11 protein-coding genes are annotated in these 26,018 nt (G+C 73.4%); 5 read left to right on the top strand and 6 right to left on the bottom strand.

Translation table 11 applies throughout. From position 1 onward, the window contains the following. Nucleotides 1–86: 86 nt before the first annotated feature. The 6 genes from AB0G50_RS11375 to AB0G50_RS11350 form a co-directional block, all read right to left on the bottom strand. On the bottom strand, nt 87–1,946 hold the full coding sequence (locus AB0G50_RS11375; protein WP_360105457.1) for a hypothetical protein: 1,860 nt from the start codon (nt 1,944–1,946) through the stop codon (nt 87–89). Next, on the bottom strand, nt 1,946–3,049 hold the full coding sequence (locus AB0G50_RS11370) for a VWA domain-containing protein (RefSeq protein ID WP_360105454.1): 1,104 nt from the start codon (nt 3,047–3,049) through the stop codon (nt 1,946–1,948). The genes AB0G50_RS11375 and AB0G50_RS11370 overlap by 1 nt, the downstream gene beginning before the upstream one ends. Continuing rightward, the gene (locus tag AB0G50_RS11365) at nt 3,046–5,379 is read right to left on the bottom strand and encodes a DUF5682 family protein (RefSeq protein WP_360105451.1); all 2,334 of its coding nucleotides are present in this window, start codon (nt 5,377–5,379) and stop codon (nt 3,046–3,048) included. The genes AB0G50_RS11370 and AB0G50_RS11365 overlap by 4 nt, the downstream gene beginning before the upstream one ends. Then, a complete protein-coding gene (locus tag AB0G50_RS11360; protein WP_360105448.1) occupies nt 5,379–6,452 on the bottom strand; it encodes an AAA family ATPase in 1,074 nt (357 codons plus the stop codon). Before AB0G50_RS11360 ends, AB0G50_RS11365 begins: the two co-directional genes overlap by 1 nt. Before the next feature lie 306 nt (nt 6,453–6,758). Further along, complete coding sequence (locus AB0G50_RS11355; RefSeq protein ID WP_360105445.1) at nt 6,759–10,661, bottom strand: DUF4132 domain-containing protein; 3,903 nt, start codon at nt 10,659–10,661, stop codon at nt 6,759–6,761. A gap of 98 nt (nt 10,662–10,759) precedes the next feature. After that, nucleotides 10,760–10,981: a hypothetical protein gene (locus AB0G50_RS11350; RefSeq protein WP_360105442.1), complete on the bottom strand. Its 222-nt coding sequence runs from the start codon at nt 10,979–10,981 to the stop codon at nt 10,760–10,762. 191 nt (nt 10,982–11,172) lie between these two features. Here AB0G50_RS11350 and AB0G50_RS11345 point away from each other — a divergent pair, with 191 nt between their 5' ends. From AB0G50_RS11345 to AB0G50_RS11325, 5 genes are all read left to right on the top strand, one after another. Further along, nucleotides 11,173–11,712 carry a hypothetical protein gene (locus AB0G50_RS11345; protein ID WP_360105439.1) on the top strand — a complete coding sequence of 180 codons (540 nt, stop codon included), beginning with the start codon at nt 11,173–11,175 and terminating at the stop codon, nt 11,710–11,712. 25 nt (nt 11,713–11,737) lie between these two features. After that, nucleotides 11,738–12,733: a hypothetical protein gene (locus AB0G50_RS11340; RefSeq protein WP_360105436.1), complete on the top strand. Its 996-nt coding sequence runs from the start codon at nt 11,738–11,740 to the stop codon at nt 12,731–12,733. Beyond that, nucleotides 12,726–24,308: a fibronectin type III domain-containing protein gene (locus AB0G50_RS11335; RefSeq protein WP_360105433.1), complete on the top strand. Its 11,583-nt coding sequence runs from the start codon at nt 12,726–12,728 to the stop codon at nt 24,306–24,308. Before AB0G50_RS11340 ends, AB0G50_RS11335 begins: the two co-directional genes overlap by 8 nt. A 16-nt stretch (nt 24,309–24,324) precedes the next feature. Beyond that, the gene (locus tag AB0G50_RS11330; RefSeq protein ID WP_360105430.1) at nt 24,325–24,957 is read left to right on the top strand and encodes a hypothetical protein; all 633 of its coding nucleotides are present in this window, start codon (nt 24,325–24,327) and stop codon (nt 24,955–24,957) included. Nucleotides 24,958–25,452: 495 nt separating this feature from the next. Then, nucleotides 25,453–25,773 carry a DUF6355 family natural product biosynthesis protein gene (locus AB0G50_RS11325; RefSeq protein ID WP_360105427.1) on the top strand — a complete coding sequence of 107 codons (321 nt, stop codon included), beginning with the start codon at nt 25,453–25,455 and terminating at the stop codon, nt 25,771–25,773. Nucleotides 25,774–26,018 lie beyond the last annotated feature (245 nt).

The following is a 26,018-nucleotide window of genomic DNA, read 5'->3' as shown; positions in this document are numbered from 1 at the left end:
CAGTACGGGCTGCCCGGCGTGAGCCCGTCCAGCGTGAGCTACCGGGCGTGAGGCTGCCTGGTCCGTTCGTCAGCTCCTCTCGGCGATCACCTCGCCTCCGCCGTCACGAGCAGCCGCAGGTGGGCGGCGTGCCAGTGGTCCGCGGTCGGGTGCTCGGCGAACGCCGCCAGGCGGTCCGCCGCCTTCACCAAACCCACCCGTCGCAGGTCGGCCACCGATTCCGCCAGTCGAGCCGGCATCGTCGGTGGCAGGTGGTCCACGCCCCGGTGCGCCACCTCCGCGCACGCGCTCACCGCGCCGCGCAGCGCCGCCTCCACCGGGTCGATCGCCGGCCGGTCGGAGGTGCCCAGGGCAGTGGTTCCCCCGCCCTCCGCCAAGTCCGGCACCACCAGGGCGTCCGCGGTGCGGACCGCGAGCGGCTCCACGGACAGGCGGCCGCCCGCTCGGCGGACCGCGCCGCTCACGTACCGCGGCCCCGACTCGAGGGCCTCCGCCAGCACGTCCAGCGCCGCCGGCGCGACCGAGCGGTGCACCGCCGACACCGTCGCCTCCACGCCCTGCTCGTCGACGACCACCGCGTCCAGCCGCTGCGCGCCCGGGTCGTACCCCACCGACCGCACCCGCGCGATCCGCACCACCCGCACCGACTCCGCCTCCACCCGAGCCCGCACCACGCGGGGCGGCAGGTCGCGCAACGCCCGCGCGGTGGCCGCGAAATCACGCACCACCAGCGCGTCCGGCAGGTCGTCCCACGCGTCACCGAGCGGGGTGATCGAGGTTTTCGACACCCGGCTCGACGCGATCCGCACCAGCCGGCTCGGACTGCGCACCGCCGACTCCGACACCACGTTCGACACCGCCAGCGCGCCCAGCGCCGCGCCACCCACCCGCCGCGTCACGAGGTCGTGCCCGGTCACCACCTCGTCCGCGCCGACCGACCACCGGTGCCGCAGCACGAGCACCGACCCGCCGCCCGCGAAGCACACCTCCGCCACGCGCTCGTCGTCCACCGCCCGCACCCGGCACCCCAGCGCGGTCAGCCGCACCCGCCGCAGCGGCGTCTCCGCCACCTCGTCCGAGCCCAGCACCCGCGTCCGCTGCCCGGTCGCCACGCACCGCGCGTGCAGCTCGGTGATCAACTCGGCGACCCGCTCCACCCGGTGCGCCGCGCCACGCGACCGGTACGCGTCGAGCTGGTCGGCCAACTCCTCCAACGCCGCCGCCGGCCAGTGCAACCGCGCCGCCACCAGCTCCTGGTGCAGCCGCCGCACCTCGGCGTCGAGCACCGGACTGGTGTGCACCGCGCCGTCCCGCAGCAACCGCCCGGTCAACTCCCGCACGGCGGCAGGGCCCGACGCGTCGACCCGCGGCACGCCGCCCAGGTCGAACCCGTCACGCCCCTCCGCCTCCCGGAACGCCCACACCGCCAGCACCACGACCTCGGCCCGCCGCGCCGCCGCCGCGTCGGTGTCCACATAGGACAGATCGCCCGGCACCAGGAACCGCACCGTGCACGACGGCAGCTCCGCCACCGCCACCGGGTCCCGCTCGGTCGGCCTGATCAACCGCACCGCGACACCCGCCCGCACCGCCCGCCGCGCGGCCGCCACCGCGCGCTCGCCGAACCGCGCCGTCAGCTCCGCGTCGTCCACCCCGCCGGGGTCCCACGGCCGGAACTCCGCCGCCTCGCCCTGCGCCTGGTACGCCAGCACCACCGCGATCCGGTGCCGGCACACGCCCGCCGCCCCGCACGAGCACGGCGCCGACTCCAGTGCCACCCCGCCCGGCAGCACCGCCTCGACCCCGTCCGGGAACCGCCCCGTGATCGTATCGCCGACCACCGACAGTTCCAGGCCGTCGGCCTCCTTCGCGGCCCGCTTCACCAAGCCGCGGTTGGCCAGCGCGACCAGCGCGTCGGTGGTGAGGGCGAGCAGGTCGGCGCGCATCAGCCGAGCCTCTCCGCGACGAACTCGGCCAGCTGACCGGGTGTCATCGCGCCCACGTGCGCGCCCACGTCCGCCAACCGCTGCGCCGTCGCCCGGTCGTAGGACGGGTTCGCCTCCTCGTCCAACGCCGCCAACCCCAGCACCCGGGTGCCCTGCTCGACCAGCTCGCGCACGGTGCGCACCAGCCGGTGGTCGCCGCCGCCCTCGTAGAAGTCGGTGATCAGGGCGATGATCGTCCGCCGCGGGTTCTCGACCAGACCCGCCGCGTACGCCATCGCCTGGCCGATGTCCGTGCCGCCGCCCAGCTGCACCTTCATCAGCAGCTCGACCGGGTCGGTGACGTCCGAGGTCAGGTCGACCACGCTGGTGTCGAACGCGATCAGGTGCGTCTTGAGCCCCGGCAACCCCCACAGGCACGCGGCCGTCACCGCCGAGTGGATCACCGAACCGGTCATCGAGCCGGACTGGTCCACCACCAGCACGAGCTGCCACCGGTCGACGTGCCGCCGCGTGCGCGAGGTGAAGCGCGGCTTGGCGATCGCGATCCGCCGGTGTTCGGGCTGGTAGCGGCCGAGGTTCGCGCGGATCGTGCCGCGGAAGTCGAAGTCCCGCAGCACCTTGAGGTTGCTCGGGTGCCGCGACCGGGCGCCGGTGAACGACCGCCGCACGTCCTTCGCCACCTTCTCCAGCAACTGCCGCACCACCGCCGCCACGATCCGCCGCGCCATCGCCAGCACGTCCGGGTTCATCAGGTGCTTGGTCCGCAGCACGGCCCGCAGCAGCGCCGGGTTCGGCTCGACCCGCTCCAGCACCGACGGGTCGGTGACCACCTCGGTGATGTCGTACCGCTCGACCGCGTCCCGCTCCAGCCGCTCCACGGTCTCCTTCGGGAACAGCCGGTGCACGTCGTCCAGCCACGTCACGGTGGTCAGCACCGAGTCGCCGGACCCGCCGCGCCGCACGTCCCGGTCGCGCAACTCCGGATCACGGCCGTAGAGCCACTCCAACGCCGCGTCCTGCCGGGCCGCGTCACCGCTCAACACGCCCGTGTGCCGCTCGGCCGGCTGACCGAGGATCAACCGCCACCGCTCCAACCCGGTCACGCCAACCCCTCCCGCGCGAGCACGTCGTCCACCCGCGTCTCCAGCTCCAGCACCTCGGCCAGCACCAGCGGGTCCAGTGGCGTGCGGGTCAACGCCCTGGTCGAACCGCCCACCCCGCGGTGCTCCAGCAGCAACCCGGCCACGGTCTCCCGCTCCGCGGGCGGGAAGTACCCGAACGCCTGGCGCAACGCGGGAAGCGCGCGCAGGAAGTCCACTTCGGACAGTTCGGTCACCAGGTCGTCCACCGCCGCGACCAGGTGCCGGTCGCCCAGCACGTCCTCGCGCGCCACCGCGAACAACCCGGCCAGCCAGTCGCCCACCGTCGCCGCCGTGGTCCGCGACCGCACGTCGACGCCGCCCGCGTACGCCCACCCGAACGCCGCGCCCCGCAGGTCGGGCGGCACGCCGGGGTCGACCGCGATCCGGGCGAACACGTCCGCCGCCACCCGCTCCTCGGTCGGCAGCGCGTCCGCCGCGTGCCGGAACGCGTCCCGCACCGCCGCCACCGCGCGCAACCGACCGGGCTCCGCCACGGCCTGCGCCCCGCGCACCCCCTCGACCAGCCACAACACCCGCGTCACGGCCGCGTCCAGGACCGCGGCGAGAGCCGGGCTGCCCGCCGTGCCGAACACCCGGTCGTGCCGCCACAGCGCCAGCACGTCGGCCAGCACCGAACCGACCGCGGCCAGGTCCGACACCCGCCCCAACCCCTCCGCCACCGCGTCGAGCACACCCGGCGTCGGCACGCCGCACAACGCCGCGTCGAACAGCACCCGCCCCAGGTCCGCGACCTCCGCGTCGGGCACCCGTTCGCGCAGCACGGTCGTCGCGGCCTCCTCGAGGGTCGCGCCGTGCGCGGCGGCCTCGACGAGCGCGGGCACCCTGGTGTCCAGGTTCACCAGCCGCCAGTGCTCGCGCGCGGTGGGCTCGGCCCCGCTGCCCGGCCCGGACAGCCGGGCGAACCCCGGCACGTCCAGCACCCGCAGCCGGTGCAGCGTGCGACTCCGCGTCCGCCCGCCCGGGTCGGCGAGGTCGAGCCGCACCTCGCCGTCGTGGTCCAACCCCAGTTCGGCCAACTCGGCCACCACGGCGGACACCAGCGGCGGCGCGGGGGTGTCCGGGTGCAACCGCCCGACCCGCTCACCGCTGAGCGCCGCCACCATCTCCACCACCGCCGGGTGCGTGCCGGGCGGCAGCACCCCGCGCCGCGTCCACGGCGGTGGCGCGGACAGGTCCTCGGACACCAGCGCGCCGGTCAACCCGTCCAGCACGTCCACCCGCGCCGGCTGCTCGTGCCCGCGCAGCACGGCCAACGCCGACGCCTGCGTGCGCGCGGCGATGAGGTCGGCGGTGGACACCGGCTGCCGGCGTTTGCGCAACCGCCGCACCACGGCCTCCACGAGAGCGTCGGCGGCCCGTTCGACCCCGACCTCCCACACGTGGTGGTAGTACTCGGGCGAGGGCATCCCGGACTGGTACCCGGTGAACGAGTCGAGCCGCCGGTGCGAGTACGGCACCAGGTAGCTCGCGCCCGAGGACCCCTCCGGCGGTTCGGGCACCGCGGGCCACCCGGTCGCGAACTCCTTGCCCGACAACGCTTTTCCGGCCGCACCCGGATCGCCCGCACCCGGGCGGGCCCGGCTCGGCGGTGCGCCGGCCCCGGACGCCGGTGGCCCGGGGGTCGGTGTGCCGGGCTCGGCCAGTGCCCGGAGCGCCGGGGTGTGGAACCCACCGGTCACGACGACCACCGGACGTTCGCCCGCCTCCGCCACGGCGGCGCGGACCCAGGTCGCCATGTAGGACTCGCGGGCCCGGTCGTCCGGGCCCGCCTCGCTGTCGCCGCGCAGGAGGGTGAAGTAGGCGTCGAGGCGAACGGCCAGGTCCGCGTCGTCGGGCACCTCGAACAGGTGGTCCCAGAGGGTGTCGACGTTGTCCACCGCGAACTCGCGGCACAGCCGGTCGACCGCCTCGTCGTAGCGCGCCTCGGCGTCGGCGTAGCGGTTGCCGCGGTCCGCGAACGCCGGGTGCCACGCCGGCAGGTCGATGAACCGGACCTGCGCGCCGACCTCATGGGCGGTGGTCAGAGCCACCCACTCGGGGGAGTAGTCGCAGAACGGCGTCCACGAGGCGTGCGAGCGGGCCTCGTCGCGGTAGTAGGTGTAGATCGCGATCGGCAGGTCGTGGCCCAGCCGCAGTTCGCCCAACCTCGGGTTCACGTCGGCCGGACCCTCCACCAGCACGTGCGCCGGCCGCAGGGCCTCGATCGTCCGCTTCACCAGCCTCGCGCACGCCGGGCTGTGGTGGCGCACGCCGAGGAACACCGCCGCCATCAGCCGGGCAGCAGGTGGCGGTAGCGGTACAGCTCCTGCCACTGCTCTCCGCGGTGCCGGGGCACCTGTTGCTCCAGGTAGCGGCGCAGCCGGGTCAGGTCCTCCGGGCTGTCCTTGGCCGCGGTGCCCGCCAGGCACTCCACCACGTCCGCCGCCGAACCCGCCTCACCGCGCAGGTACCAGCCGCGCAACCCGACCGCGTGCGCGACCGACACCGCCTCGGCCGTGCTCATCACGGTCGACAGCCGCTCGCCCCCGGTGTCGCCGCGCAGCTCGCGGAACGTCCGCACCAGCACCTCCAGCACGTCCCGCCGCGGCGGCACGCCGACGCCCGACTTCTCCAGCAGCCGCGACGACTCCTGCTCCACCAGCGCCAACTCCGTGCCGAAGTCCGCGATCGGGAACACCGTCTCGAAGTTGAACCGCCGCTTGAGCGCCGCGCTCATCTCGTTGACGCCGCGGTCGCGGGTGTTCGCCGTCGCGATCACGGTGAACCCCTCCCGCGCGAACACCATCCCGTCCGCACCGGGCAGCTCCGGGATCGCGATCACCCGTTCGGACAGCAGCGACAGCATGCAGTCCTGCACCTCCAGCGGGCACCGGGTGATCTCCTCGAACCGGACCACCTTGCCCTCGGCCATGCCCCGCAGCATCGGCGCGGGCACCAGCGACCGGGGCGTAGGCCCCTCGGACACCAGCAGCGCGTAGTTCCACGAGTACCGGACCTGGTCCTCGGTCGTCGCCGCGCCGCCCTGGATGGTCAACGTCGACTCGCCGCAGACGGCCGCCGCGAGCAGCTCCGACAGCAGCGACTTCGCCGTGCCGGGTTCGCCGACCAGCATCAACCCGCGACTCGTCGCCAACGTCACCAGCGCGCGATCGACCAGCGACGGGTCGCCGACGAACTTCCGGCGCACGCCGAGCCGCTCGTCGCCCACGACGAACCGGCGCGCCGCGTCCAGGCTCAGCGCCCAGCCGGGAGGGCGGTGCGCGCGGTCCTGGTCGCGCAGGCGGTCCAGCTCGTCGGCGTACCGGACCTCGGCCGGCGGCCGCTGGACGGTGTTGTCGGACAACGGTTTCCCCTCAGCTGGTGGACGTGGTGATCGGTGGGCGTGGTGATCGGCGGACGCGACGCGGTGCCGACTCGCACGAGCACCGGTACCACGCGCGTGGTCGGCGCGGTGCCGGGTTCGGGTCGGGCGGCGGTGCGGCCGTGGTGGCCGCACCGCGGGAGCGACCGCCCGCGGTAGGGCGTCGGGTGCGGGCGGGTGACGCGTCGGGTGCGGGACCGCGATCGGTTGGGGTGGTCGTCCGAGCGCGCCGGCCTCGGCGCGGTGCCGACCACGGGATCGCGGGGGAGAGGTGGGTGGACAACAGGATCAGCTCGTCAGACCGGCCAGTTCGGACAGCAGCTCGGAGGCGGTGACGTCGTCCAGCTCGCCGAAGACCCGGTTGCCGCGCGGGGTCCAGGTGCCGCCGTCCGCGCTCACCCAGACGTCGGTCAGCTTCTGCTCGGCGAACTCGGCGACCAGGCCCACGACGATGCCGGGCTCCAGGCCCACCACCACCGAGCCGCCGCCGGGCAGGGGTCTGGTCATCCAGCACTCGACGCCCGCGTCCTGCGGCTCGCCCCGGTTCCAGCCGCGCTTGGTCAGGCCCAGCAGTCGCCCGACCGGCACGGTGACCCCCTCGAAGCGGGTCAGCCGGCGCGCGGTGCGCTCCTCGGCGGACAGGTGGTGCACGGCCCGGCCCAGCTGCGCGAACGGTTGCAGGATCTCGTAGTCCGCGAACACCTCGCCCCACCCGGTCAGCTCCGCGCCCAGGTGCAGCGGGTGCGCCAGCGAGACCACCGCGTCCTCGGGCAGCTCGAACGCGTCGTCGTGCACGTCGGCGAACGTCCTGTCCTCGGCGAGCCGGAACGTCGCGCCCCGCTCCGTCGTCCACACCAGCCGCCGCACCACGTGCCACAGCAGCGGGTGCCCGGCGAACAACGTGGTGAACTCCGACGCCGGCCACTGCCGCCGCATCACCATCGCCTGCTCGAAGCGGGCGATCTGGTCGGCCGCGACCGACCGCACGTCCTTCTTCAGCGCCGCGAACCGCCGGTACTCGGCGGTGGCCCGCTCCTGGTCGTCCTTCGCGCCGGGTTTGGGCAGGTCCTTGCGGCGCTTGCCGTCCTCGTCGGTGACGTAGGGCTTGAGCTGCTCGTCGAACCCGACCACGAACCGGCGCGGACCGTAGTCGACGGTCAGGGTGGCCGCGTCGTCCAGGCCGAAATCCGGCACCAGCCGGTCGGCCAACTGCTCGCCGGTCAACCCGAGCTCGGCCGCGACCGCCTCGATCTTCTCCTGCGCGCGCTGCTTGAGCCCCTTGAACTTCGCCTTCAGCGCGATGCCGTTGAGCTGCACCAGCGCGACATCCGACCCGATCGACGCCAGCACGTCCAACCCCGCCACCGCGCGGGTGTGGCCGCCCTCGCCGGGCCACGCCCTGATCAGCGGCGCGAGGGCGCGGGCGGTGGCGTCGTCGCCGAGCAGCCCCAGCGCCGTCAGCGCCCACCCGTCCTTGGCCGGCATCCCGTTCGCCTGCCAGCGCACGAACACCGCCCACGCGAACTCGGCGAGCGACCTCGGGTCACCGACCTCCCGCACCACCTCGACGCCCGCGTACACGTCGTCCGGGCGGGACAGCGCGAGCATCGTCAGCACGTGCCCGACCGACGCCGGCGGCAGCGCTTCCCGCCTGCCGCGCACCAGGACCTGCGGCAGGATCGACGGATCGGCCCACGCGCCGGGCGTCGGCGCCTTCGCCGGCAGCAGGTCGAGCGGGTCGACCGACACCAGCTCGTGCACCTCGGCCTCCACCCCCTGCTCGCGGCCCGCGGCGACGGCCTCGGCGGGGATCAGCCGGAGCGCCGTCACCGCGCTGCGCCGAACCACGCCCGCCGGGCCGAGCGCGGTCGGCACCAACAGCCTCGCCGCGTCGGCGGCGTGCCGGCGCAACCAGGCGGCGGCGGTGGACCGGGCCGACTTCAGCCGGACCAGCCAGTCCGCCATCAGCAGCGCGATCTCCTCGTCCACGAACGGCGCCAGCAGCTCACCCGACGTCCCCGGGTTGGCCTTCGCCAGGTGCAGCAACGGGTTGCGCGCGTCGTAGTCGAACCGGGCCGCGATCGAGTAGGCCCAGGTGTGCGCGCCCCAGGCGTCGGTCGGGTTCCAGTCCGCCAGCAGCGGGCGGACCAGCGCGGCCGGCCCGTCGGCGAACACCGACGGCTGCTGGTAGGCGTGCAGCTGACCGCCGGCGTACTTCTTCACCAGCGCGACGACGTCGGCGACCCGGCGGCGCCCGACGCGGGTGTCCGCCCACCGCTCCTGCTCGCCCGGCGCCCAGAACACGTCCCGGATCACCGGTGGCGTCAGGTCGCGCACCACGATCGGCACCGCCTTGCGCCGCGCGGCCGTCCACGGCGGGGACACCAGCACGCGCGGCAGCGACTCCTCGGCCACGGCGGGCAGCAGGCGGTGCTGCGCCTCGACCTCGTCCACCACCGCGCGGGCCGCGGGCGGCAGCTCGGCGACCAGGTCGGGGTGGTTCTGGACCTGGCCGTGCAGCAGCAGCCGCGCCGTCATCGCGTTGCGGGACGTGCCGGCGGCGGTGGCCGCGAGCACCCGCAACCCCCGCAGCGGGAACCGCTTCGCCATCTCCAGCACGAAGGGCTGCACGTGCTTGTGGTCGAGCCGCTCGACCAGCAGGCCGAACGCCTGGTCGGTCGGGATCGTGGCCAGCGCCTCGAGCAGCACCTTGCGGGTGGTCCCGCTGTTCGTGTGGCTGTCGAGCAACCGGACGAGCGTGGGCACGACGCCCGACCCGAGCGCGTCGACCACCGTGTGCAGGACCGGCGGCGAGCCGAGGCGCCAGCCGAAGTAGTCCTCCTTGGCCAACCGCTCGAACTGCGCCACGGTGCCCAACGCGCACAGCAGCATCGTCCAGTCGACCCGCGAGCTGTCGCCGGCGAGCACGTCGTCCACCAGGTCGTCCACCCAGTCCTCGCGCGCGGGCGCCAGGTAGGAGACGACGAGCTTGGTCCGCACGTCCAGCCGCAGGTCGCCGAGCCCGGCCACGACGGCCGCGTGCTCGGCGTCCGACAGCCCCGCGACGATCCGCCGGAGCCTGGTCTCCACGAACGTGGCCTGGCCGTGGTGGTGGTACTGCTGCGCGGGGTTGCGGTACCGCAGCTCGCGCGGGCTCTCGGTGCCGCCGCGACTGGTCCAGTGCACCTCGACGCGCGCGGCCTCGACGGCGGCCCGCGCGGCGAACACCGGCCCGTGCTCGGCGGCCCAGGCGTCCGCGACGTAGGTCAGCGCCTCGCGGTCGTTCCAGGCGCGGCCGGTCTCCAGCAGCTTCAGCACCGCGGCCGCGCCCTCGGGCGAGGGCGAGCCGGCGCGGAACGCCTGCGCGGCCTCGACCAGCGGAAGATCGCTCTTCGGGTTCTCGAGCGCCTCGAAACCCTTGTCGGACAACGTCTGCGCGGCGGCGCGCAGGGTCGCGACGGCGGCGGCGTCCGGCGGGACCTTCGCGCCCGGGGTGCCGCCGTGCCGGTGGTGCAGCCCGATCCGCCACCGCTCGGGCAGGACGAAGACGTCCTCGTCGACGCGAACCCGCGGCGCTGCCTGCGCGGTGGTGGAAGCGGAGGACGCGGTCGGGCCGGAGGTGGTTCTGCCGGTGGCAGGTGGCGCGGTGGTGGGGGAGGACGCGGTGGTGGCGGCCGGCGCGGAGGAAGCGGGCGGGCCGGAAGTGGTTCCGCCGGAGGCACGTGGCGCGGTGCGCGAGGTCGCCGGGGTGGTGTCGGCGGGTGCCGCCGAGTCGGCGATGGTCGCGGTCGGCGTCGAGGAAGCCGGCGAGCGGGAGGTGGTTCCGCCGGTGGCAGGTGGCGCGGTGGTGGGGGAGGACGTGGGGGTGGCGGCCGGCGCGGAGGAAGCGGGTGAGCCGGAGGTGGTTCCGCCGGTGGCAGGTGACGCGGTGGCGGGCGCCTGGGTGGCGGCGGATGTCGCCGACCCGGTGCCGGCCGCGGCCGGCGCGGTCACCTCCGCGTAACCCTTCTTTTCCTTCTCCGCCACCAGTTTCGCGACGTGGGCCTGGGCCGCCGCCTCCGACGCGAGGTCCTTCGCCTTCGTCTGGCCGGCCGAACCGAGCCGTCCGAACCGGACGGTCACCGACTTCCCGGTTCTGGTGACCTCCCAGAACTTCGCCGACCCCGCGTCGACCAGTTCCCACCTGCGCACGCCCCGCACCCCCTGCTCGTCCTCATCGATTGCCGCGACCATACGGGAGGGGTACGACAATTCCGGTCGGCCCAGGTCGGCGGCCGTCCGGGACGGGGTCAGCGGCGGTTGCGCGGGTGGTCGCGGGCGGTGCGCTCGTTGCCGTGCTTGTAGGCGCCGGTCCACCGGGCCATCACCAGCTGCGCGTCGCCGGAGGCCACCTCGGCCAGGAACTTGGCCGCGCGACCGCCGCGCAACCGGCCGGCCTCGCGGCCGTGGTGGGTGATCACCACCGTGCCGTCGGAGTGCCGGACGTGGTCGAAACCGCTCGGTGTGGGCATGGCCGGATGCTAGGGCCCGCACCCCGCCGCACGAGAAGGTTTTTCGGGTCCAGGCACGTCCGGTGTGGACCCGACGGGGATCACACGATCAGGGCGTCTTCGGCCCCCCACCCCGATCTCGACCCGACGTTGTCGGTCCCACGGGCCATCCTCAGAACCGCACCCGAAACCCCCGGTGGAAGGGCTCACCCATGGAACCGGTCCGAACCGACACCCTCCGTCGCGCGACCCGCGTGGCCCTCGGTGTCGTCCTCGCCTCCGCCGCGCTGGCCGCCCCGACGGCCTCCGCCGCGCCCGGCAGCACGTCCAGCGACACCACGCAGGCCAACGTGATCGTGGGGTCGGCGATCTCGCTGACCGGCCTGACCGACGACTTCACCCTCCAGGGCCTGCCCGGTGCGACCGTCACCGGACCCGGCGCGGTGACGTTCACCGTGCAGACCAACAACTTCGCGGGCTACGTGGTGACGGTGCAGGCCCGCACCGCGACGCTCAACCCGACGAAACCCGGCAACACCGACACCATCCCGATCGGCAACCTGTCGGTGCGCGAGTCCGGCTCCACCGCGTACCTGCCGCTGAGCAACACCGCGCCGGTCACCGTGCACACCCAGCCGACGAAGTCCGCCGACGCGGGCGACCCGCTGAGCAACGACTACCAGGTCGTCATCCCCTTCGTGAACGAGGACAGGTACACCGCGACGCTCGACTACGTCGCCACCACCCTCTGACCAGACCCCGCCGGAGGGCGCCCCGATGACCAGCACGACCCGACGTGCTGCGCTGGTGGCCGTCTGCGTGCTGCTCGCCACCTGGCCGAGCGCGGCGGCCACCGCGACCACCCCGACCGCCCCGCCGTCCACCCCGACACCCTCCTCGACCTCCGCGCGCCCGACCGCGAACACCTCCTACCAGCCCGTGCCGGCGGAGTTCTCGCTGCTGGTGAGCCCGACCCGGATCACCGCCGGCGCGGACGACGCCGACCACGTCCACGAGATCACCGTGGTCAACCGCGGTCAGGCGGCCGCGACGGTGGTCGTGCAGGAACGCGATTTCACCGGCGGCCGCGACGGGTCGCTGGTGTTCCAGCAGGACGCGCCGTACTCGGCGTCGGGCTGGGTGACGCTGTCGCCGACCGCGTTCACCGTCGGTCCCGGCGCGACCCAGATCGTCACCGCGACGGTCGAGGTGCCCGCCGAGCCGGAGGCGGGCGACCACCAGGTGGCGGTGGTGTTCCTGGTCGAAGCCGGTCGCACGGTGGAGAACGTGCGGATCAACCGGGGTGTGGCGGCGCCGATCTACGTCACGGTGCCCGGCGCGCTGGACGACTCCGCGGTGGTCGAGGGGCTCACCGCGGACGGTTTCGCGCTCGGCGGCCCGGTCGAGGTGTCGGCGGTGGTGCGCAACACGGGCACCGTGCACCGCGACTTCCGCGGCGACGACGCGATCCTGGTCGACACGGCGGGCGAGCGGGCGGTGTTCCCCGACTTCACCGTGTCCCGGGGCTCGACCCGCGACGTCAGCGCGGCCTGGGACCCGCCGCTGTTCTGCGTCTGCCACCCCGGTGTCGCCTTCCGCAACCCCGACGGCACCGTGCAGCGCGCGTCGACCACCGTGGTCGTGGTGCCGCTGCACCTGATCGGCATCGTGCTGGGCGCCGCCCTGCTCGCGTTCCTGCTGTTCCGGCTCGGCCGGGTGAGGTACCGCGCGAAGGTGGCGCGGGAGGCGGCGCGGATGAACCGCGATGCGTAGGGCGCTACCGCTCGCCGTCGTGATCACCCTGCTGGCCGCCGTCACCAGCGTGGTCACGCCCGGCACGGCGCGCGCCGCCGGCACCACCCTGTTCGACAACTCCTTCGCGAACAGCACGGTCAACGGCACCGGCACGGTCACCGTGCCGACCCCGGTCAGCGGCGTGAACGCGGCCTGCCTGACCGCGGTGGGCAACCTGACCACCGGTCCGCTGCTGAGCTGCGTCGGCACGACGGACACCGCGGGCAACGGCAAGCTCCGGTTCACCTCGGCGGTCGCGACCCAGATCGGCGGCGTGTACGGCAAGACGAGCTTCCCGACGTCCAACGGCCTGGACATCAGCTTCAACAGCTACCAGTACGGCGGCAGCGGCGCGGACGGCATCTCGTTCGTGCTCGCGGCGGTCGACCCGGCGAACCCGGCGCCGCCGACCGCGATCGGCCCGCAGGGCGGCTCGCTCGGCTACTCCACCAGTTCCGGCCTGGTCGGCCTCACCAACGGCTACCTCGGCATCGGCCTGGACGTCTACGGCAACTACAGCTCGCCGTCCTTCCAGGGCTCCGGCTGCACGTCCGTGCCGTCCACCATCTCCGCGGCGGTCGCGGGCGCGATCGTGGTGCGCGGTCCGGGCAACGGCACGGTCGGCTACTGCGGCCTGACCACCACCTACTCCGGCACCGCCGCCTCCAAGCTGACCCTGAAGGCGGCGACCAGGGCGGCGTCGGTCGTGCCGGTGCAGGTGCTGATCAACCCGACCACGCTGACCTACACCTCGCCGTCGGGCGTCTCGGTGTCCGGCGGCACGTACAAGGTCGTCGCCACCCCGGTCGGCGGCACGGCCAAGACGCTGTCCGGCACGCTGCCCTCGGTGTCCTCGTCGCTCTACCCGTCGGCGAGCTACCTCAACGCGAGCGGCGTGCCCAAGCAGCTGGCGTTCGGCTTCATCGGCTCCACCGGCGGCGTCACGGACGTGCACGAGATCGGCAACGTCAAGGCGCTCACGTTCAACCCGGTGCCGCAGCTCGCGATCGACACCACCAGCTACGCCCAGGCCACGGTCACCGCGGGCGGTCCGGTCACCTACAAGGTCACGCCGAGCGTGCTGGCGGGCGCGGACGAGACGCAGGCGGTCTCGGTGACCCAGACCGTGCCGACGGGCGTGGCGCCGCAGGGCGCGTACGGCACCGGCTGGGTGTGCGCGACACCGGTCGGCCAGTCGGTCACCTGCACGACCAGCGCGACGTCGTTCGCCAACGGGACCACGCTGCCCGACATCACCGTGGTCGGCATCGCCACGACCACGATCACCGCCGCGACCGTGCAGAGCGGCTCGCCCACGACGGTGTCCAGCGCGGACGGCAACCCGGCCACCGACTCGGCGACCACGGCGGGCACCCTGCCCGCGACGCCGACGGTCACCGCGGTCACCCCGTCGGCCGGCTCCACGGCGGGCGGCGGCGCGGTCACCGTCACCGGCACGAACCTGGGAACCGCCACCGCGATCGAGATCGGCACGACGACCGAGCAGCAGGGCGGTACGCCGGTCACCCTGTTCCCGTGCGTCGGCACGGCCACCACGAACTGCTTCACGATCACCAGCGGCACCACCCTGGTCATCCCGTCGATGCCGGGCCGCTCCAGCGCCGCGCAGGTCACCGTCACGGCCGTCACCCAGGGCCTGGCCGCGTCCGCGCCGTACACCTACGCCTCCGCGCCCGCGACGCCCGCCGCGCCGACCGCGACCGCCGGCATCACCAGCGCGACCGTCACGTGGACCGCGCCCGCCGCCAACGGCAGCCCGATCACCGGCTACACGGTGACCCCGTACCGCGACGGCGTCGCGCAAACCCCGGTGACGTACTCCGGCACGGCGACCAGCCAAACCCTCACCGGGTTGACCGCGGGCGCGACGTACACGTTCACCGTGGCCGCCACGAACGCCTACGGCACCTCGGCCGCCGGCGCGAAGTCGAACGCCGTGGTGCCGTACACGGTGCCGACCGCGCCCACGATCACCGCCGCGTCGGCGGGCGACTCGGCCGCCACGCTCACCTGGTCCGCGCCGAGCAGCAACGGCGGCAGCGCGATCACCGGTTACGTCGTCACGCCTTACGTCAACGGTGTCGCCCAGGCGCCGCAGACGTTCTCCGGCACCACGACCACGCAGACGATCACCGGCTTGACCCCGGGCACCGCCTACACCTTCACGGTCGCCGCGCAGAACGCCGCCGGCACCGGTCCGCCGTCCGCGCAGTCGCCGACCGTCACGCCGAACTTCTCGCCCAGCCTGACCTTCCCGGCCCCGCCGTCGGGTGAGGTGGGCGTCGCCTACAGCACCCAGTTCACCGTCACCGGCGGCACCGCGCCGTTCACCTGGTCGGTCAGCGCCGGCAGCCTGCCGCCCGGGCTCGCGCTGAACCCGGGCACCGGCGTGCTCAGCGGCACCCCGACGACGGCCGGCAGCTACACGTTCACCGTGCAGGTGGTCGACGCGAGCGGGCAGAGCGCGACCAAGCAGGTCACGGTGGTGATCGCGGCCCAGCCGGTGGCCGCGTTCACGCCGCCCGCGGGCGAGGTCGGCGCCGCGTACAGCGCGCAGGCCACGGTCACCGGCGGCACCGCGCCCTACACGTGGGCGGTCACGGCGGGCAGCCTGCCGCCCGGCCTGACCCTGAACACCTCGACCGGCCTGGTCAGCGGCACGCCCACGGCCGCGGGCAGCTACCCGGTGACGCTCCAGGTCACCGACGCCTTCAACCAGACCTCGGGCAAAACCGCCACGATCACCATCGCGGCCAAGCCGGCGTTCGGCACCACGCCGCCGCCGTCCGGGCAGGTCGGCGTCCCGTACTCGACCACGTTCGACGTCACGGGCGGCACCGCGCCGTTCGCCTACGCGGTCACCGCGGGCAGCCTGCCGCCGGGCCTGACGCTCAACCCGGCCACCGGCCAGCTCGTCGGCACCCCGACCGCGGCGGGCACCTACGCGTTCACCGTGCAGGTCACCGACTCGTTCAACCAGACCGCGACGAAGTCGGTGTCGGTCACGGTCAACCCGGGTCCGCTGGTGATCACCAAGTCCGCCACCACCTCCTCGGCCGCGCCCGGCGCCACCGTCGGCTACACGATCACCGTCGCGAACACCGGCGCGGTCGCGTTCCCGGTGCAGCTCAGCGACCCGCTGGCGGGCGTGGTGGACGACGCGACCTACCGCAACGACGCCACCGCGACCACCGGCACGCTCACCTACTCGTCCTCGACGCTGGGCTGGTCGGGCACGGTCGCGGCGGGCGCGACCGCGACGATCACCTACTCCGTCGCGGTCAACAACCCGACCACCGGCAACAAGGTGCTGACCAACACGGTCACGTCGAGCACGCTGGGCACGAACTGCCCGTCGGGCGGCACGGACGCCCGCTGCTCGAGCACGGTGACCGTCCCGGGCCTGACGATCACCAAAACCGCGGACACGGCGACCACCACACCCGGCGGCACGGTCCGGTTCACCATCACCGCCACCAACTCCGGGCAGACCGCGTTCCCCGCCGCGACCATCACCGACAGCCTCGCGGGCGTGCTGGACGACGCGGTCTACGACGGCAACGGCACCGCTTCCTCGGGCGCGGTCCAGGTCACCGGCTCGACGCTGACCTGGACCGGAGCGCTCGCCGTCGGCGCGACCGTCACGATCACCTACACCGCCACGGTGAACGACCCGGACACCGGCGACCGCTCGCTCACCGGCACGGTCGTCTCGCCGACGGCGGGCAGCTCGTGCCCGAGCGGCGGCACGGCGGCCCAGTGCACCGCGACGGTGACCGTGCTGGTGCCCGCGCTGTCGATCACGCACACCGCGAACACCTCCACCACCACGCCGGGCGGCACGGTCGGCTACACGACCACGATCGCCAACACCGGCCAAACCGCCTACCGGGGCATCACGGTCACCACCGCGCTGGCCGGCGCGCTGGACGACGCGACGTACAACAACGACGCCACCGCGACCGGCGGCACGGTCTCCTATGCCGCGCCGAACCTCACCTGGACGGGTGACCTGGCGGCGGGCGCGAGCGTCACGGTCACCGGCTCGGTCACCGTGCGCAACCCCGATCCGGGTGACAAGACGTTGACCACGGTCGCGTCCTCCAGCGCGTCCGGCAGCACCTGTCCGCCGGGCTCGACCAGCGGCGCGTGCACCGCGACGGTCCAGGTCCGGGTGCCGCAGCTGACCATCGCGAAAACCGCCGACGTCGCGACCACCACGCCCGGCTCGGTGGTCAAGTACACGGTCACGGTCACCAACACCGGCCAGACGGCCTACCCCAGCGCGACGGTGAGCGACCCGCTCGCGGGCATCCTGGACGACGCCACCTACCTGGGTGACGCGGCGACCACGTCGGGCACCGTCAGCTACACCAACTCGACCATCACCTGGTTGGGCACGCTCGCGGTCGGCGCGAGCGCGACCGTCACCTACTCGGTGCGGGTGAAGGACCCGGACACCGGCGACCGCTCGCTCACCGGCACGGTCGTGTCGACCAACGCGGGCAGCAGCTGCCCGCAGGGCGGCACCGACAGCCGCTGCACCAGCACGGTCGCGGTCCTGGTGCCGGCGCTGTCGTTCGCGGTCACCGCCGACAAGGCCACCGCGACACCGGGCCAGACGGTCGGCTATACCGCCAAGGTCACCAACACCGGCCAGACCACCTACGGCCCGGTCACCGTCACGCTCGACCCGCGCGGCGTCTACGACGACGCGACGTCGGACAACAACGCCACCGTCAGCACCGGCACCCTGGTCACCAACGCGGACGGCACCCTGACCTGGACGTTGTCGCTCGCGCCCGGCGCGTCGGCCACCACGACCCTGTCCGCGACGGTGAACAACCCGGTCACCGGCGACAAGGCGCTGCGGCTCACCGCGTCCTCGACCGCGCCCGGCAGCACCTGCCCACCGGGCTCGACCGGCTCGTCCTGCGGCACGACGGTGCCGGTCCTGGTGCCCGGCCTGACGATCACCAAGACGGCGAGCGCGTCGGCGGTGACGCCGGGCGACCGGGTCACCTACACGATCGCGGTGGTCAACAACGGCGAAACCACCCAGTCACCCGCGACCTTCACCGACGACCTGTCCACGGTGCTGACCGACGCGGTCTACTCGGCCAACGCGACCGCCACCCGCGGCACGGTGTCCTACAGCGCGCCGGTGCTCTCGTGGAGCGGCACGCTCACGCCCGGACAGACCGCGACCATCAGCTACGACGTGGTGGTCCGCGACCCGGACCCGGGCGACAAGCGGCTGCTCAACACGGTCGTCTCGGGCAGCCCGGGCAGCAACTGCCCACAGGGCGGCACGGACACCCGGTGCACGGCCGCGGTGAGCGTGCAGGTGCCGGGGTTGACCATCAGCACCACCACCGACAAGAGCACCGCCACGCCGGGCGCGGTGATCGTCCGCACCCTCACGATCACCAACTCGGGCGCGACCCCGTACACCGGCGCGACCGTCACCGAGGCGTTCGCGGGTGTGCTGGACGACGCCGACGTGACGGCCGGCCCGACCGCGGACCGCGGCACGGTCACGCTGACCGGCGGCACGCTGAAGTGGACCGGCGACCTGGCGGTGGGCGCGACCGCGACGGTGACCACCTCGGTCACCGTGCACGCCGCCGACACCGGCGACGACCTGGTCACCGGCACGGTCACCTCCACGGCGCGCGGCGCGAACTGCGTGTCCGGCACCGGCGACGCGCGCTGCACCAGCACCGTCCCGGTGGCCAGGCTCGTGCTCCAGCAGTCCTACGCGGACAGCACCACCACGCCGGGCGCGGTGGTCCGGCTGACCGCGACGTTCACCAACACCGGCCAGGTGCCGCAAACCGGCGTGACGGTGACCAGCCCGAGCGCGGGCACGGTGGACGACGCGGTGCCCAACGGCGACGAGACGGCGTCCTCCGGCACGCTCGCGCTGACCTCGACCGCGATCACCTGGACGGGCTCGATCCCGGTCGGCGGCACGGTCACCGTGACCGGCACGCTGACCGTGAAGAACCCGGACACCGGCGACAAGGTGCTCACCGGCACCCTCCAGTCGACCGCGCCGGGGAACAACTGCCCGTCCGGCACCACCGACACCCGCTGCACCGCGAAGACCACCGTGCTGGTGCCCGGGTTGACCGTCACGACGTCCGCGAACGCCACGTCGGTCGCGCCCGGCGGCACGGTCGGCTACACGATCACCATCGCCAACACCGGCCAGACGCCGCAGACGGGCATCACGGTCACCGACGCCCTCGCCGGCCTGCTGGACGACGCGACCTACGACGGCAACGCCACCGCGACGTCGGGCAGCGTGAGCTACACCAGCCCGACGCTCACCTGGACCGGCACGCTCGCGGCGGGCGCGACCGCGACGGTGACCTTCTCCGCCACCGCGAAGTCGCCGCCCACCGGCGACAAGTCGATGATCACCTCGGTGGCGTCGGCCGCGGTCGGCAGCACCTGTCCGCCGGGCGGCGGCGCGTCGATCTGCGGCACGACCACCACGGTGCTCACGCCCGGCTTGACGATCGTGAAAACCGCGAACGTGCCGACCGCGACGCTCGGGTCGGACGTGACGTGGACGATCAAGGTGACCAACTCGGGCCAGACGCCGTACGCGGCGGCCACGTTCGCCGACCCGCTCACCGCGGTGCTGGACGACGCGACGTACAACAACAACGCCACCGCGACGGCCGGCACGGTCGGCTACGCCAACAGCACCGTGTCGTGGACCGGCGCACTGGCGGTCGGGGCGTCCGCGACGATCACCTACACCGGCACCGTGCGCTCGCCGTCCACCGGCGACCGCACCATGACCAACACGGTCACCTCGACGTCGGTCGGGAGCAACTGCGCCTCGGGCAGCGGCGACTCGCGCTGCACGGCCACCGTCTCGGTGCTGAACTCGGTCACGCTGACGTTCGTCAAAACCGCCGACGTCAGCTACACGACCGTCGGCGCCAAGGTGAACTACACGATCACCGCGACGAACTCGGGCGTCCTGCCGGTGCTGCTGGCCAACTACACCGACAACCTCGCGGGCGTGCTGGACGACGCGACGTACAACAACGACGCGGTGGCGAGCATCGGCGTGGTCACCTACACCGCGCAGGGCGTGGTGTGGAACGGCAGCGTCGCGGGCGGCGGCACGGCCACCGTCACCTACTCGGTCACCACCACCGGCGCCGGCGACAAGGTCCTGAACAGCAACGTCAACGCGGGTTCCCTGCTCACCAGCAACAACTGCAACGCGGGCGCGCAGGACGCGCGGTGCTTCTCCAGCATCCCGGTGGCGTCCCTGGTGCTCCAGCAGGCCTACGCGCAGACCTCCACCACGCCCGGGTCCATCGCCACGCTGACCGCGACGTTCACCAACACCGGCAAGTACGCCTACACCGGCATCACGATCTCCAGCCCCACCACCGACACGTTCGACGACGCGGTGCCCTACGGCGAGCAGACCGCGTCGTCCGGCTCGCTGGTGCTGACCTCGACGTCGATCACCTGGACCGGCTCGATCCCGGTCGGCGGCACGGTCACCGTCACCGGCAAGGTGCAGGTGCGCGACCCCGACACCGGGAACCGGCTGCTCAAGGGCACGCTCCAGTCGACCGCGCCGGGCAACAACTGCCCGTCCGGCACCACCGACGCCCGCTGCACGGCGTCGCTGCCCGTCCTGCTGCCCGCGCTGACCATCACCAAGTCCGCCAACGCGACGTTCGTGGTGCCCGGCGGCACGGTCGGCTACACGATCACCATCGCGAACACCGGCGAGACGCCGTACACCGGCGCGACGGTGGTCGACGCGCTGGCGGGCCTGCTGGACGACGCGACCTACGACGCCAACGCGGTCGCGACCCGAGGCGCGGTGTCCTACACGGCGCCGTCGTTGACCTGGACCGGCGACCTGGCGGTGGGCGCCCAGGCCGTGGTGACCTACACGGCGACCGCGCGCCGCCCGGCCACCGGCGACAAGACCATGGTCGACACGGTCGGTTCGACCGACGCCGGGAGCACGTGCCCGCCCGCGTCGGGCAACGCCGCGTGCCGCACCACGGTCGCCGTGCTGACGCCCGCGCTGACGTTCACCTCGTCGGCCGACCAGACCTCGACCGCGCCGGGCAGGCGCGTGGTGTTCACCGTGACGGCGACCAACACCGGGCAGACCGCGTACACCGGGGCGACGTTCCGGGTGCCGCTGGCCGACGTGCTGGACGACGCGGCGCTCGACGGCGCGCCGACCGCGACCGGCGGCACGGTCGCGGTCGCCGGCACGGACCTGACCTGGACGGGGTCGCTCGCGGTCGGCGCGTCGACCACGATCACCTACGCGGTGGTGGTGGCGAACCCGGTGTCCGGCGACTACGACCTGGACCAGGTGGTCGTGTCGGCCGAGCAGGGCAGCACCTGTCCGGCGGGCGGCACGGACCCGCGCTGCGCGGTGACGGTGCCGATCGCCGGGATCCGGATCACCAACACGGCGGGCGTGACGACCGCCAAGCCGACCGACGTGGTGCCCTACACGGTGGTGATCGAGAACGTCGGCAAGGTGGCGCTGAACGGGGTCACGGCGGACGCGCTGTTCGCCGGCGCGCTGGACGACGCGACGTACAACGGCGACGCCACCACCACGATCGGCAGCCTGGTGATCGTGCCGGCGGAAGCCCGGATCAGCTTCACCGGCGACCTGGCGGTCGGCGCCCGCGCGGTGATCACCGGCTCGGTGACGGTGGACAACCCGCCGCGCGGCGACAAGGTGCTGACCACGGTGGTGACGTCGTCGGTCGCGGGCGGCAACTGCCCGGTCGGCGGCACGAACCCGGTGTGCCGCACCAGCGTCCGCGTGCTCACGCCGGGGTTGACCGTCACCAAGACCGCCGACCGGACGGCCGCCGCGCCGGGCGCTCTCGTCGGGTACACGGTCACCATCGCGAACACCGGCGAGACGGCGTACCAGGGCGCGGTGGTGCGGGACTCGCTGGAGGGCGTGCTGAACGACGCCGAGTACGTCGGCGGCACGACGACCTCGGGCGCGGTGAACTACGCGGCGCCGGTGCTGACCTGGACCGGAGACCTCGGCCTCGGGCAGCGGGCCGTGGTGTCCTACCAGGTCCGGGTGCGCGATCCCGACTACGGCAACCACCAGATGGTCAACGAGGTGTCCTCCGCCGAGCTGGGCAGCAGCTGTCCGCCGGCCGCGCCGTGCACGGCGACGGTGGACGTGCTGGTACCCGCGCTGGCCGTCGCCGTCACCGCGGACACCACGACCACCACGCCGGGCTCGACGGTCGGCTACACGGTGACCATCCGGAACACCGGGCAAACCCCGTACACCGCGGCGACGGTCACCACGAGCCTGGCCGGGGTGGTGGACGACGCGGCGTACCCCGGCGGCGCGACCGCGACGGCGGGCGCGGTGGCCTACAGTGGCACGAACCTGACCTGGACCGGCGACCTCGCGGTCGGCGCGCAGGCCGTGGTGACCTACCGGGTGGTGGTGTCCGATCCGGACGCCGGCGACCGGTCGCTGGTCACGTCGGTGTCGTCGGCCGCGACCGGGAGCACGTGCGGCGTGGGGTCGCCGTGCGTCAACACGGTGCGGGTGCTGATCCCCGGGTTGCGGGTGACGACGTCGGCCGACCCGACGACCACGACGCCGGGCAGCCGGGTCTCCTTCACCACGACCGTCACCAACACCGGGCAAACCCCGTACACCGGTGTCACGGTGACGACGGACCTGGCCGCGGCGCTGGACGACGCGACGTTCGACGGTCGGGTCACCGCGTCCTCGGGCACCGCGACCTACGCCGCGCCCGCCGTGTCGTGGGTCGGCGACGTGGCGGTGGGCGCGACGGTGACGATCACCTGGTCGGTGGTGGTGTCCGATCCGGACAACGGCGACCGCAGGCTGGTCGCGACGTCGGCGTCCTCGGCGCCGGGCAGCACGTGCCGTCCGGGTGGGACGGACCCGTCGTGCTCGGTGACCGTGGTGGTGCTGGTGCCGGCGCTGTCGATCGCGAAGACCACGAGCACGCCCACGACCACGCCGGGCTCGGTCGTCGGGTACCGGATCGTGGTGACGAACACGGGGCAGACGACGTACTCGGCGGCGACGGTCACCGACTCGCTGACCGGACTGCTCGGCGAGGCCGCGTACCGGGGCGACGCGGCGGTGGTCGGCGGCGGCGTGGTCGGGTACGCGGACTCGACGGTCACCTGGACCGGCTCGCTGCCGCAGGGCGCGGCGGCGGTGATCACCTACTCGGTGCTGGTGAACAGCCCGGCGACGGGCGACCGGCAGTTGACCAACGGCGTGGTGTCCGACGACCCGGGCAGCACCTGCCCGTCCGGCGGCACGGCGGCCGCGTGCTCGACGCTCGTGCCGGTGCTGATCCCGGGGTTGACGCTGGCGAAGTCCGCGGACACCACGACGGCGGTGGCCGGGCAGGCGGTCCGGTACACGGTCGTGGTGACGAACTCGGGGCAGACGCCGTACGCGCCGGCCCGGTTCACCGACTCGCTGGCGGGCGTGCTGGACGACGCGGTCTACAACAACGACGCGACGGCCACGGTCGGCCAGGTCGAGGTGGTCGGGGGCGTGCTGTCGTGGACCGGTCCGCTGGCCAAGGGCGACACCGCGACCGTCACCTACTCGGTGACCACCCGCTTCCCGGCGACCGGCGACCGGGTGCTGGCGAACTCGGTGTCCTCCACCTCGCCCGGCGCGGACTGCGGGGACGGGTCGCGCTGCCGCACCTCGGTGCCGGTCCTGGTGCCCCGGCTGGAGATCACCAAAACCGCGGACCGCGCCCAGGTGGTGGCGGGCGGGACGCTGGCGTACACGATCACCGCGGTCAACACCGGCGAGGCCGCGCTGCCGGCCGCGACGCTGACCGACTCGCTCGCGGGCGTGCTGGACGACGCGTCCTACCGCGGCGACGTGACGGCGTCCTCGGGCTCGGTGTCCTATTCGGACGGTGTGGTGTCCTGGACCGGGCCGCTGGCAAGGGGTTCCTGGGTGGTGATCGGCTACTCGGTGGCCGTGCCGGTGTCCGCGACGGGTGACGGGGTGCTCGTCAACCGGGTCACGTCGACCACGACCGGCAACACGTGCCCGTGCTCGACGTCCACGCCGATCGCCGCGCGCACGATCGCGCTGACCGGGCTCGCGCAGTCGTTCACCCTGTCCGGCCTGCCGAACTCGGCGGTGAGCGCGGACGGGATCGTGACGATGACCGTGACCACGAACAGCACCACGGGTTACGTGGTGACGGTGCGCGCGACGGGGCCGGCGCTGAACGCGGTGACGCCGGGCAACGGCGCGTCGATCCCGGTGGAGCGGCTGGCGGTGCGGGAGAGCGGAACGACCGCGTTCCAACCGCTGTCGGTGACCGATCCGCGGCTCGTGCACCGGCAGAACGCGCCGTCGTCACCCGGTGGTGACGCGGTGAGCAACGACTACCGGGTGGACATCCCCCTCGTCCCCTCGGACACCTACACCACGACGTTGGAGTACATCGCCAGTGCGCAGTGAGAACCGGAGGACCAGGATGCTCGTCGTTCGCACGCTGGGCGTGGCGGCCGTGGTGATCGCGCTCGCCGCGCCCGCCGCGTGGGCGGACCAGTCGGGCGACCAGCCGCAGTTGAGCATCGGCGTGGACGACGGCCGCACGTCTGCCGCGCCCGGCGACACGCTCACCTACGCGGTGACGCTGCGCAACCTCGGCGCGGAGGAGGTGGCGGACCTCAAGGTGGTGCTCACCCTGCCGACCGGGTTGGCCTACGAGTCGGCCGACCACGACGGCGCCGAGGGCAAGGGCGAGGTGGGGTGGACCGTGACGCTGCCGGCGGCGGGGGAGGCGGAGTTCCACGTGACGGCGTCGGTCACCGAGACGCCGCGCGACCAGCTCAGGCTGGCCGCGACGGCGTGCGCGCGGGTGGGTGACGACGACCCGCCGCTGGTGTGCGCGTCGCACTCGGACGAGCTGCCGGCGGGCGCGGCGGCGGAGGCCCGGCGCACCACGGCGTCGACGTCGTGGGCGTACCGCCTGCGCTGGTACCTGATCGGCGGCGGCCTCGCGGTGCTGGCCCTGGCCGCGTTCCTGTTGGGGCGCAAGCGGAAAGCGGCGCGGGACGCGGCGTGGCGGGCGATGATGGAGCAGCGCGAGACCCAGCGCGTCTGAGCCGTCGGCTCGGGAGGTGGCCACCCGCCGTCGTTCACCGGCGGCGGGTGTATTCGTTGTCCGGTGTTACCGGAAATGGCCTTGTGGTGGCCGGTCGGGCACAAAAGCCGGCGAGTGATGGGCCGTCCGGGTGAGGTATCCCCGACCCCGACCGAGTGAATTTCACCGAGCGTGATCATCTGCCCGGGGAAATCGGTCGTGCTGAGGCGGTCGGGGCACTGCGGATCGGATCCCTTGACCGGATCATCGGGAGCCGATTAACTCGTACTTGCCGGACGGGGGTGTGGAAAATCCGGTAGCGCCGGGGGGCGAAGATATTCGGTCGAACTCTCCGGTCCGTGCCTGTGCGGACCGGTCCGAGGGCTGTCCCGATTCGGTTCCGGCCGACGTCGGGCGGGTTCTTCGTGGTATTCCCCGACAATGCCGCACCCGTTGTTCGGCGTGCCCGTCGATCGAACTCTTCGACGCTGTTCCGATCCTCGAAGGAGAAATCTGATGCGTGCTCTACGTGCGGCCGCGGTTCTCGGCATGGCCACGCTGGGCCTGGTGTTCACCGGTGTGTCGGCGATCGCGTCCCCGGCCGCGCAGGTCGGCGAGGTGGCGGGAAGCGCGACGAACGCCCTGCTCCCCAACCCCTGCGGCTTCTGGGAGGACCACACCACCGCGTACTACACGCACTGCGGCACCAACTGTATCTGGATCATCGTGGACTACTCCTCCGGCCCGAACGAGTACAAGAAGATCTTCGGCAACGGCACCGTCGACATCGGCGGCGCGGCGGCGGTCGACAACGCCTGGTACTCGCACGTCTGCTGACCGGATCGCGCCGCGAATGGCGCGATAATCGCCCGGGAATAACCAACCGCCGGTCGGGTCCGACCTCTCGGTGAATTCGGCGCGCCCGACGCCGGTAATTTCCGTGCCGCCGACCGCCACTCGTCGCGAATGTGGACGGGTGGCGGTCGGATCGCCGCCTCCGGCGAGGTGCGCGGGGGCGAACCCGAAGCCTTCGGCGAGGTCGATACGATAGGCCCCAACAACCAAATGGGGGAGTCGATTAC

Source organism: Actinosynnema sp. NPDC020468 (assembly GCF_040642015.1).
Taxonomy (GTDB): Bacteria; Actinomycetota; Actinomycetes; order Mycobacteriales; family Pseudonocardiaceae; genus Actinosynnema.
This window is presented reverse-complemented; position numbering and strand designations above follow the sequence as displayed.